General features: G+C 71.6%; 12 protein-coding genes. 6 read left to right on the top strand and 6 right to left on the bottom strand.

The window, feature by feature from the left end; all coding sequences use genetic code 11:
* Both EAO77_RS38415 and EAO77_RS04175 read right to left on the bottom strand, forming a co-directional pair.
* A partial coding sequence (locus tag EAO77_RS38415) for a hypothetical protein (protein WP_187283111.1) occupies positions 1-874 on the bottom strand: 874 nt, incomplete at its 3' end.
* 246 nt (positions 875-1,120) lie between these two features.
* Entirely contained in the window at positions 1,121-1,603 is a 483-nt protein-coding gene (locus EAO77_RS04175; protein ID WP_147986760.1) for an ATP-binding protein, read from the bottom strand.
* 147 nt (positions 1,604-1,750) lie between these two features.
* Between EAO77_RS04175 and EAO77_RS04170 the strand changes: the two genes are divergently transcribed.
* Both EAO77_RS04170 and EAO77_RS04165 read left to right on the top strand, forming a co-directional pair.
* Positions 1,751-2,602, top strand: a complete 852-nt coding sequence (locus EAO77_RS04170) for a helix-turn-helix domain-containing protein (protein WP_147986759.1) — start codon at positions 1,751-1,753, stop codon at positions 2,600-2,602.
* On the top strand, positions 2,599-2,805 hold the full coding sequence (locus EAO77_RS04165) for a DUF397 domain-containing protein (RefSeq protein ID WP_147986758.1): 207 nt from the start codon (positions 2,599-2,601) through the stop codon (positions 2,803-2,805). The genes EAO77_RS04170 and EAO77_RS04165 overlap by 4 nt, the downstream gene beginning before the upstream one ends.
* Before the next feature lie 4 nt (positions 2,806-2,809).
* Here the strand turns inward: EAO77_RS04165 and EAO77_RS04160 are convergent, their stop codons facing one another.
* Entirely contained in the window at positions 2,810-3,421 is a 612-nt protein-coding gene (locus EAO77_RS04160) for a TetR/AcrR family transcriptional regulator (RefSeq protein ID WP_147986757.1), read from the bottom strand.
* A gap of 90 nt (positions 3,422-3,511) precedes the next feature.
* Here EAO77_RS04160 and EAO77_RS04155 point away from each other — a divergent pair, with 90 nt between their 5' ends.
* A complete protein-coding gene (locus EAO77_RS04155) occupies positions 3,512-3,934 on the top strand; it encodes a DUF4345 domain-containing protein (RefSeq protein ID WP_147986756.1) in 423 nt (140 codons plus the stop codon).
* A 2-nt stretch (positions 3,935-3,936) separates the two neighbouring features.
* Here EAO77_RS04155 and EAO77_RS04150 read toward each other — a convergent pair whose 3' ends face one another.
* Positions 3,937-4,554, bottom strand: a complete 618-nt coding sequence (locus EAO77_RS04150) for a dihydrofolate reductase family protein (protein ID WP_147986755.1) — start codon at positions 4,552-4,554, stop codon at positions 3,937-3,939.
* A gap of 192 nt (positions 4,555-4,746) precedes the next feature.
* On the opposite strand from EAO77_RS04150, the gene EAO77_RS04145 reads away from it, so the two are divergent.
* Positions 4,747-5,394: a hypothetical protein gene (locus tag EAO77_RS04145; protein ID WP_147986754.1), complete on the top strand. Its 648-nt coding sequence runs from the start codon at positions 4,747-4,749 to the stop codon at positions 5,392-5,394.
* A 64-nt stretch (positions 5,395-5,458) separates the two neighbouring features.
* Here the strand turns inward: EAO77_RS04145 and EAO77_RS04140 are convergent, their stop codons facing one another.
* Entirely contained in the window at positions 5,459-6,736 is a 1,278-nt protein-coding gene (locus EAO77_RS04140; RefSeq protein WP_187283110.1) for an LCP family protein, read from the bottom strand.
* 119 nt (positions 6,737-6,855) lie between these two features.
* Between EAO77_RS04140 and EAO77_RS04135 the strand changes: the two genes are divergently transcribed.
* Together EAO77_RS04135 and EAO77_RS04130 are read left to right on the top strand one after the other, a co-directional pair.
* Entirely contained in the window at positions 6,856-7,239 is a 384-nt protein-coding gene (locus EAO77_RS04135; protein WP_261993791.1) for an acyl-CoA thioesterase, read from the top strand.
* Positions 7,128-7,703 carry an acyl-CoA thioesterase gene (locus EAO77_RS04130; RefSeq protein WP_147986753.1) on the top strand — a complete coding sequence of 192 codons (576 nt, stop codon included), beginning with the start codon at positions 7,128-7,130 and terminating at the stop codon, positions 7,701-7,703. Before EAO77_RS04135 ends, EAO77_RS04130 begins: the two co-directional genes overlap by 112 nt.
* Positions 7,704-7,746: 43 nt before the next feature.
* Here the strand turns inward: EAO77_RS04130 and EAO77_RS04125 are convergent, their stop codons facing one another.
* Positions 7,747-9,129 (bottom strand): LCP family protein, encoded by a 1,383-nt coding sequence (locus EAO77_RS04125; RefSeq protein ID WP_147986752.1) that lies wholly within the window; start codon positions 9,127-9,129, stop codon positions 7,747-7,749.
* Positions 9,130-9,175 lie beyond the last annotated feature (46 nt).

Raw genomic sequence — 9,175 nt, 5'->3', positions numbered from 1 at the left:
CCCTGGGCGAGCACGTCGTAGACGCCGTCGGCGTAGAAGCGGGCGGTGCGCGGGTCGGCGGCGCCGCCGGGCGTTTCACGGGGTGCGGCAGGCCGCTGGTCAGGGCGTGGCGCACGGCGCCGGGGGTGATCTCCCGCTCCAGCCACGCGGCGACGGCCGGGGCCAGGCGCCCCACGTCGGCCTCGCCGAGGAGCAGCCGGGGGTCGTCGCGCCGTAGACCGGCGAGCAGCTCGGCGGCGATGCGGTGGAGCTCCGGGTCGGGGTTCCGGGGCTGGGGGAGCGGTGGCCGCGGTGGTGCGGGCGCGAGAGCGGGCGAGGGCTCCGCGGACGGGGGCTCCGCGGACGGTGCCCGSCGGGGTGCGGACGGGGGCTCGGCGGAGGGTGCCGGCCGGGGTGCGGGTGTCGGAGTCGGAGGCGGGGCCACCGGTTCGGGAGCCGGTGGCGGGGCCACCGGCTCCGGGCTCCGCTGCGGCTGCGCCTGCGGGGCCGGTGTCACCGAACCGGCGGCCACGTCCGGGTGGTTGTACGAGACGGTGCGGGTGACGACCCTGCCCTCGGGGAGGCGCTCCACGGTGCGCGCCAGGTAGGAGTGTTCCTCCAGCTCGCGCAGGGCGGAGGCGATCCGTGCCTCGCTCTCCGGGAAGCGGTCGGCGAGCACCTTGATGCCGACCTTCGCCCCGTCGGGCAGCGACTGGATGTGCACGGCCAGCCCGATCGCGGTGAGCGACAACTGCCCGTGCTGGGCGAGGTGGTTGCCGACGATCGTGAAGCGGGTGGTGTGGATCGCGTTCACATGGATCACGCCGAAGGCGCTGACACGGCGGGGAACGCGGGACGGGGCGCGCGAGGGCGCGCTAATCTGCGGGGTATCCATCGGGAAGCCCTAACTTCCTCGGTGGTCAGGCCCTCGATCGGGATGCCAGTCCCGGCCGGGGGCCGACGCATGTCTGTGGTTGTCGCCGCGAGCATATGCCCGTCAACCCGCCCGAAATCCAGCCCGATCGGCCAAAGTCACCCGAGCGGGTGACGGAGGGTCAGGTGACGGCGGAGGGGTGGGGAGGAGTGGTTTCCCTGGTTCTTTCCGGAGTTCTTTGATCTTCTTGCGTCCCAGCCCAGCGCGTCACGGCACACCGGGTCGCAGTCCTCCACGACCCGGTCCGACCTGCTGGGGAGCGAGATGCAGCTCCGCCCAGACGGTCTTGCGCGGCACCGGGCCGAGCGCCACGCCCCAGCGGTCGGCCAGCGCCCCGACGATGAGCAGGCCGCGCCCGGACTCGTCGTCGGCGGGCGCGAGGGCGGTGCCGGTGGTGGGCGGGAGCCTGTCGTCCCGGGTGTCGGTGACGGCGATCCGCAGCAGCTTCCCGGTGTCCCGTACGGCGAGCTCCAGCCGGAAGTCCCGGCCGGGTACGCGTCCATGGGTCGCCGCGTTGGCCGCCAGTTCGGCGACGATCTGCGCGGCCGCTTCCGACGGCAGCCCCCAGGAGCCGAGTTGGGCGCAGGTCAGCAGGCGGGCGAGCCGCGCACCCCGGCGGGTGGGGGAGAGCAGCACGGTGAACGTCCGCTCGGGAGCGGAGGTTTCGGTTCGGGTGATTTCCTGATGCACGTCACTCAGCGTGGCCGTGCCGCGCTTACGCTGGCCAGAGCGGCGCGTGTACGGACAGTGACTGTCCCATCGGTGTACGGGCTTGTCCAACCGGTACGGCGGACCGCTCACGACACGGTACGGGCGACGGGTGGAGGCGGTGTCGCGATGGTGGACGAGGGCGCGGAGGAGGCGGACCGGGACGTCGAGCCGGAGGACGACGACTCGGGAGCCGTCATCGCGGCGGTCGGACGGCAGGTCAGGCTGTGGCGGGAGGCGGCCGGCCTGCGCGCGGCCGAACTGGGCGCGGCGATCGGCTACGGCGAGAACCAGGTCTACAAGGTCGAGGTCGGCAAGCGCATCCCCAAGCCGGAGTTCCTGGACAGGGCGGACGAGGTCCTCGGCGCGGGCGGCAAGCTGGCCGCGATGAAGAAGGACGTCGCGGAGGCGAGGTACCCGAAGAAGGTCCGGGACCTGGCGCGGCTGGAGCGCGAGGCGGTCGAGCTCGGTTCCTACAGCAACCACAACCTGCACGGTCTGCTCCAGACGGAGGAGTACGCCCGCGCCCTGTACGAGATGCGGCGGCCGTCGTTCAGCGCGGACCAGATCGGCCGGTACGTGGCGGCCCGGATGGCACGGCAGGAGATCTTCGACGCCGAGCCGCTCAGGATGCTCACCTTCGTCCTGGAAGAGGTGACCGTCAGGCGGCCCCTCGGCGGCAGGGCCGTTGCGCGCCGTCAACTCGAACACATCCTGCATGTGGGCCGGTTGCGGCATGTGGAGATCCAGGTGATGCCGACCGACCGGGAGGATCATGCGGGCATGGGCGGCCAGTTCCAGTTGCTGAAGTTCGACGACGGTACGGCGGTGGCACACTGGGAAGGCCAGCTGTCGAACCGTCTGATCTCCGACCCCAAGGAGGTCCGGATCATCGAGTTGCGGTACGGAATTGTCCGGGCCCAGGCTCTCACTCCACGGGAGTCCCTGGCCTTCGTCGAGAAAGTGCTGGGAGAGACATGAGCCGCAGGATCGCAGACGGCGACGGCACGACGCTGGAGTGGGTCAAGAGCAGCTACAGCAGCAACGACGGCCCGGAGTGCGTCGAGTGCGCCGCCACCCCCGACGCGATCCACGTCCGCGACTCCAAGCACCCCGCCGGCCCCGAGCTCGGCTTCGCGCCCGCCGCGTGGGCCGCGTTCGTGGCCTACGCGTCCCGCGGCTGACGCCTCAGCATCCGGCGCCCCACTCCGGGGCCGGGTCCTCGTCCAGGAGCGGCCGCAGGCCGCCCACCACGGCGCCGATGCAGACGTCGCGCAGCTCCTCGGGGGTGCAGGTCTCCTCGACGAGCCAGTCCAGGCAGAGGACCTGGACGAAGACCAGCCAGCTCTTCAGCACGCCGGAGACGGCGGCCCGGTGACGGGTGCCGGTGACCGGCAGGACGCCCAGCAGCTTCTCCCGCAGGGCGTCCAGCTCGTCCGTGATGATCGTCTGGATCAGGCGGTCGCCCGCCAGGGCCCTGTTCGCGGCCAGGACGGTGTGGCGGTTCGCCGCGAAGTACGCGATGTGGGCGTCCAGGCCCTCGGTGAGCTGCTCGACGAAGGTCTCCGCGGGATCGACCCTGGTCCTGGCCAGCAGCTCCCCGGCGACCTGCGTGTAGAGCGCGGCGAACAGCTCCCGCTTCCCGGGGAAGTGGCGGTAGAGCAGCGCGCGTGAGACCCCCGCGCGCTCGGCGATCTCCTCCATCGTCACGTCCTCGTAGGGCTGTGCGGCGAAGAGGGCGGCGGCGACGTCCAGCAGCTGGGCGCGTCGCGCGTCGGGCGTGAGGCGCTGGCGGGGCATCCGCCGATCCTACTTGACACATGTCCACTAGTGGCGGGAGTGTAGTAGACACATGTCTACTAGTGCACTTCCGACGGAGGGCGGCCGGTCATGACGAGGGCGAAGGCGCTGCGGGGGCTCGTACTGACGATGGGGTACGCCTGTCTGGCGATCGGGCTGGGGCACGTCCTGCTGGGCAACGCGGTCGTCCCGGGCGCCGAGGACGCCGGGCCCACGATGGACAGCCTCGGACGCTTCCTCGGGGCGATCTTCGCCGGTTACGGCCTCGCCTGGCTGCTGGCCGCCCGGCGCTCGCCGATCCCCGCGTCCGCCGTGCGCTGGCTCACCGCCGTCTTTTTGCTCGGGGCCGTCGGGCGGCTGCTGTCCCTCGCCTCCGAGGGCCGCCCGCATGTCTTCCAGCTGGTGCTCACCGGCATCGAACTCGCCCTCCCGCCCCTGCTGTTCCTGCTCGCGGACGCCGACGAGAAGGCGGCTCGGGCCGGCGTGCGCGCCACGGGCACGGCCCCGGTCTAGGGTCAGCCCTCCGCGCCCGCCAGGTGCTGCTTCGCGTCCTCGTAGGTCGCCTCCGCGGCCGGTGCGGCGGGCCCGTAGTGGAGGTCCAGCACGCCCTGCTCCAGCGTCTCGGAGGAGAGCAGGGACAGCGGCACGGTCTCCGTGCCGTCGCGGAACAGCCGGTCCCCCTTGCCCACGGCGAGCGGGTGCACCAGCAGGTTGAGGTCGTCGAGCAGCCCCGCTGCCAGCAACTGGCGCACCAGGGACACCGAACCGCTCACGGCGATGTGGCCCTCGCCCGGCTCGTTCTTCAGCGCGGTGACCGCCTCCACGAGGTCGCCCTCCAGCCGTTCCGAGTTGCGCCAGGCCCCGTCCAGCGGGCGGTGCGAGACGACGACCTTCCGGGTGTCGCCGAGCTGCTTCGCGAACGGTGCGTCCTCGCCGCCCTCCGTCTCCCGCCCCGGCCACGCCTCGGCGAAGCCGTCGTAGGTGGCCCGGCCGAGCAGCAGCGTCCCCGCCTGTCCGATGACCCCGTCGACGGCCCGGCCCATGGCGTCGCTGAAGTAGGGGAAGTGCCACTCGTGGGGGTCCTCGATGACGCCGTCGAGCGAGATGAACAGCTGCGCGATGATCTTCTTCATGGCCGGTCCTCCTGGTGCCCTGGGGCTGTCGTCCTCGGTTGTACGGGTAGACGCCGGCCGTCCCCGGAACTCATCGGCCGCCGTCGGCCCGGTACTCCACCCCCCGCCGGAATGATCCACTCCGCCGCGGTTTACGCTGCGCTGCCGCCACTGGGCGGCCGGGATTTCGCACGCATGGGGTGGGAGAAGGTCATGAACGCATCCGACAAGCGGATCGCGTCGCTGCTGCGGCAGATCGCCACGCAGGACGTCGTCGAGCTGCGGCAGGAGGCATCCGTCGCCAAGCGGGTCGCCGCGCAGGCGTACGTCGCCGAGCAGTACGGCTTCTCGTACGGGGAGGCCTGGCGCGAGGGGCACAACAAGTCCGTCCTCGCCGTGCGCCTGTACCGCGACCCCCGGCCCGAGGCCCGTGCCCGCGAGGCGGCGACCATCGCCGCCCACCCGGAGGCCGGCATGGGCGGCCCGGTGCCCGGCCTGAAGCCCGGCACGCTGAGCCCGCTCCCCGAGGCCGAGGCCGCGGTCGCCGTCCTGAAGGACCGCATCGGCTACGACGTGATGGCGCAGCCCACCGGCCCGAGCCAGAAGCGGTTCGCCTACGCGATGATCGGCGTCGTGGCCGTCATCTTCCTGGCCATGGGCAAGTGGGTGGAGGCCCTCGCGGTGAGTGCGGTCCTCGCCGCCTTCCTCGCCGGCGCGTTCCGGCTGAGCGACGTCCGGCGGCAGCGCATCGCCGACCGTCTGACGGCCGCCGGCCTCACCGCCGTCACCGACGAGCACGGCCGCCGCCGCTTCCTGCCGCCGGGCCAGCAGCTCCCGGGCCACGCGAACCCGTTCGCGTAGGGCCTTTCACCACCGACGCCGAAGGGCCCGCACCGGACGCGGTGCGGGCCCTTCGGGAACGGCGTCACTTGCCGGTGACGGTGACCGGCTCGTCGTTCTGGATCTGCTTCACCAGCTGCTGCACCTTCGTCTTGTCCCAGACGAGGTTGCCGCCGCGGCTGCCCGAGATCGGGATGTTCATCGACTTCCCGTCACCGCTGCTGACGCCCTTCATCGCGAAGAACATCGACCCCAGGTCCCACAGGGACATGTCCTTGTCCACGATCAGGGTGTCCAGGCCGGCGCCGAGCGTCGGGTACAGCTTGAACGGGTTGAGGATCGTGCCCGGCGTCGCCGCCTGGTTCGCCAGCGTGGAGAGGAACTTCTGCTGGTTCTTCGTCCGGTCCAGGTCGCTGCCCGCGAACGCGTACCGGGTGCGGACGAAGGCAAGGGCCTGCTCGCCGTCGAGGGTCTGCTTGCCCGCCTGGAAGTCGGCCCCGGACTTCTTGTCCTTGAACCCCTTCTCGATATTCATCTCGACGCCGCCGAGCGCGTCCACGATGTTGGCGAAGCCGGCGAAGCCGATCTCCGCGTAGTGGTCGATGCGCAGGCCGGTGTTGTGCTCGACGGTGCGGACCAGCAGCTCCGGACCGTCCTCCGCGTACGCGGCGTTCAGCTTGACCCGCCGGCCCGTGCCCTTGAACGTCTTGCCCGACTCCGAGCCGACGAACGTCGGTATCTCGACGTCCGAGTCACGGGGGAGCGAGATCATGGTGTTCCCGCTGCCGCAGGCGGCGAGGATCATCATCGAGTCCGTCCGCTTGCCCTCGGCGGAACCGGTGTGGAGCTTCTTCTTCTCCTCGGCGGACATGCCCTCACGGCTGTCCGACCCGACGATCAGATACGTGGTGCAGTCGCCCTCCGCCGGCCGCTCGACGACCTTGGAGAGATCGACCTCGCGCCGCACCTTGCCGTCGGCCCAGAAGTAGGTGCCGATGGTCGTGCCGAGCACCGCGACCAGCACCACGATCGAACCGACCTTGATGCGCCGCCGCCAGTCCGGCGCGGGCCGCCCGGGCTGCCCGTACGGGTCGCCGCCCTGCGGCGGGACACCGTGCCCCCCGCCGGCGGGGGAGCCGTAGACCTGCCCGGTGTTGTAGCCGCTGTCGTAGCCGGGCTCGGCGTACCCCTGGTCGTAGCCGCGCTGCTGCGGCGGCACGGAGCTGCGCGGCGGGTTCGCCGGGCGCTGGACATGGCGCATCACACGGGCGCTCTCGGGCTGCGACCCGGCACTGCCGCGCCCGTAGCCGCGTCCGTCGCCGTTGCCGCCCTCGGCGGTCCATCCATCGGGCCAGTCGTTCATGCGGAACAGTGTGCCGGGGGTGGGCCCCGGGCCGACAGGGCGGGTGGGAAATCACACCACGCCTGTAGCGAAGCTGATGCAATGAGGACCGGCCCGCGGCCCGGCATAAGGTGGTCGCCATGACAGATCAGGCCACCCGCCCGGAGAGCGACATCCCGGGCAAGCCCACCGAGGCGTCCCGCACCACCCTCAGCCACATCATGACCGGCAACGACACGAACCTCCTCGGCACGGTGCACGGCGGCGTGATCATGAAGCTCGTGGACGACGCGGCGGGCGCCGTCGCGGGGCGTCACTCCGGCGGACCCGCGGTCACCGCCTCCATGGACGAGATGGTCTTCCTGGAGCCGGTCAGGGTCGGCGACCTGGTGCATGTGAAGGCCCAGGTCAACTGGACGGGACGGTCCTCGATGGAGGTCGGCGTCCTCAGGCCACCCGCCCGGAGAGCGACATCCCGGGCAAGCCCACCGAGGCGTCCCGCACCACCCTCAGCCACATCATGACCGGCAACGACACGAACCTCCTCGGCACGGTGCACGGCGGCGTGATCATGAAGCTCGTGGACGACGCGGCGGGCGCCGTCGCGGGGCGTCACTCCGGCGGACCCGCGGTCACCGCCTCCATGGACGAGATGGTCTTCCTGGAGCCGGTCAGGGTCGGCGACCTGGTGCATGTGAAGGCCCAGGTCAACTGGACGGGACGGTCCTCGATGGAGGTCGGCGTCCGCGTCATGGCCGAACGGTGGAACGAGTCGACCCCCGCGCAGCAGGTGGGATCCGCCTACCTCGTCTTCGCGGCCGTGGACGCCGACGGCAGGCCCCGGCAGGTCCCGCCCGTGATCCCGGAGACGGAACGCGACCGGCGGCGGTACCAGGAGGCCCAGATCCGGCGCACCCACCGCCTCGCCCGCCGGCGCGCGATCAAGGAACTGCGCGAGAAGCGCGCCGCCGAGGGCATCGACGACTGAGACCGGCCCCGGGGCGCGTGCACCGGGCCCCGGGAGCACGGTCCTACGGGCACACCACCTGGTCGCCCGTCACCGCGCCGAACTCGCCCTGCTGCCGGTCCTCCGCCCGTACCTGCGTCACGCCGTCGAAGTCCGCGCCCGCCATCACCTTCATCGTCGGGCCCTGGCCCCGCACCGGCCGCAGCTCGCAGCCGCCCAGCGCGGTCCGCAGCGTTCTCGCCGAGCGGTCCCAGCGAGGGTCGTACGTCACATAGGTGCGCTTCACGCCGCGGTCGCCGCCGTTCAGCGGGGACCGGGTGGTGAGGAAGCCGGTCCCGCGCAGCGCCGCGTCGACGCGCTCGCCGAGACCGTCGGCACGGGTGCCGTTGTAGACCTGGACACGGATCCGCGAGGGGGAGACGTCGACCAGGGCGGCCCGGGGCCTCTTCGGCCGCTGCACGGCGATCGGCTTGTCGTCCCGGATGAGCTGGAACAGCCTGCGCGACTTCGCGTCGTCCCACTTCACGGTCGAGCCGACGCCCTTGACCACATGGGCCACGTCGCCGACCGGCACCGAGGTGAACTCCGACGAGGCGGCGGAGAACCCGCGCATCGCCCGGCCGAGCGCCAGCATCTCGTCGGTGCCGAAGTCCTTGTCGGCGCGCACCGAACCCAGCACGGTGGAGGTCACCTTGCGAAGCTTCACCGGGTTCAGCAGCACGCCGCTGCCGGTGGCCCGGTCGACGAGGGCCGCCATGAAGCGCTGCTGGCGCTGCATGCGGCCGAGGTCGGCCGCCCCGTCGATGTGCCGCGAGCGCACGTACTGCAGCGCCTGGCCGCCGGTGAGCTCATGGGTGCCGACGGGCAGGTCGAGGCCGGTGTACGAGTCCTTCATCGGGCGGGCCGTGCAGATCCGGACGCCGCCCACGGCGTCCACGGTCCGCATGAAGCTGGTGAAGTCGACCTCCAGGTAGTGGTCGATCTTCACCCGGGTCATGTGCTCCACGGTGCGCACGGTCAGGGCGGGCCCGCCCTCGGAGTACGCGGCGTTCAGCTTCACGGGGTGCTTCTCGTGGCGTTTGCCCGTCGTGGCGTCGGTGTGCTCGGGGATCTCCGCGTAACTGTCCCGCGGCAGGCTCACGACGCTGGCCCGCTCACGGTCGGCGGAGATGTGCACCAGCATGATCGTGTCGGTGCAGCGGCAGCCCGCTCCGCCGAGCCTGTACTTCTTCTTCTCCTCGGCCGTGATCTTGTCGCGGCCGTCGGTGCCCACGAGCAGGATGTTGGTGCCGTGACCGTCGTCGGGCCTGTTCTTCATGTCGCGGAACGGGTCGACCCGCTCGATGCCCGTCTCCAGGCTCGACACGACCACGTGCCCGATGCCGCCGACGCCGTGGGCGGGGCGGTGGGGGCAAGGGACACCTCCGCAGAGGACGGGATCCTGCACCGGGACCGACGGCAGGGAATCCTGAGCACCGTAGGCCCATACGATC

Source organism: Streptomyces sp. T39, assembly GCF_008042045.1.
GTDB lineage: Bacteria > Actinomycetota > Actinomycetes > Streptomycetales > Streptomycetaceae > Streptomyces.
The sequence above is the reverse complement of the archived record's forward strand: the minus strand, read 5'-3'. Positions and strand labels throughout refer to the sequence as shown.

Bases quoted from the DNA above. Each gene is read 5' to 3' on its own strand.
- EAO77_RS04170 (WP_147986759.1), top strand. From the start codon at position 1,751: ATGGTGGACGAGGGCGCGGAGGAGGCGGACCGGGACGTCGAGCCGGAG.
- EAO77_RS04160 (WP_147986757.1), bottom strand. From the start codon at position 3,421: ATGCCCCGCCAGCGCCTCACGCCCGACGCGCGACGCGCCCAGCTGCTG.
- EAO77_RS04155 (WP_147986756.1), top strand. From the start codon at position 3,512: ATGACGAGGGCGAAGGCGCTGCGGGGGCTCGTACTGACGATGGGGTAC.
- EAO77_RS04150 (WP_147986755.1), bottom strand. From the start codon at position 4,554: ATGAAGAAGATCATCGCGCAGCTGTTCATCTCGCTCGACGGCGTCATC.
- EAO77_RS04135 (WP_261993791.1), top strand. From the start codon at position 6,856: ATGACAGATCAGGCCACCCGCCCGGAGAGCGACATCCCGGGCAAGCCC.
- EAO77_RS04140 (WP_187283110.1), bottom strand. From the start codon at position 6,736: ATGAACGACTGGCCCGATGGATGGACCGCCGAGGGCGGCAACGGCGAC.
- EAO77_RS04145 (WP_147986754.1), top strand. From the start codon at position 4,747: ATGAACGCATCCGACAAGCGGATCGCGTCGCTGCTGCGGCAGATCGCC.
- EAO77_RS04165 (WP_147986758.1), top strand. From the start codon at position 2,599: ATGAGCCGCAGGATCGCAGACGGCGACGGCACGACGCTGGAGTGGGTC.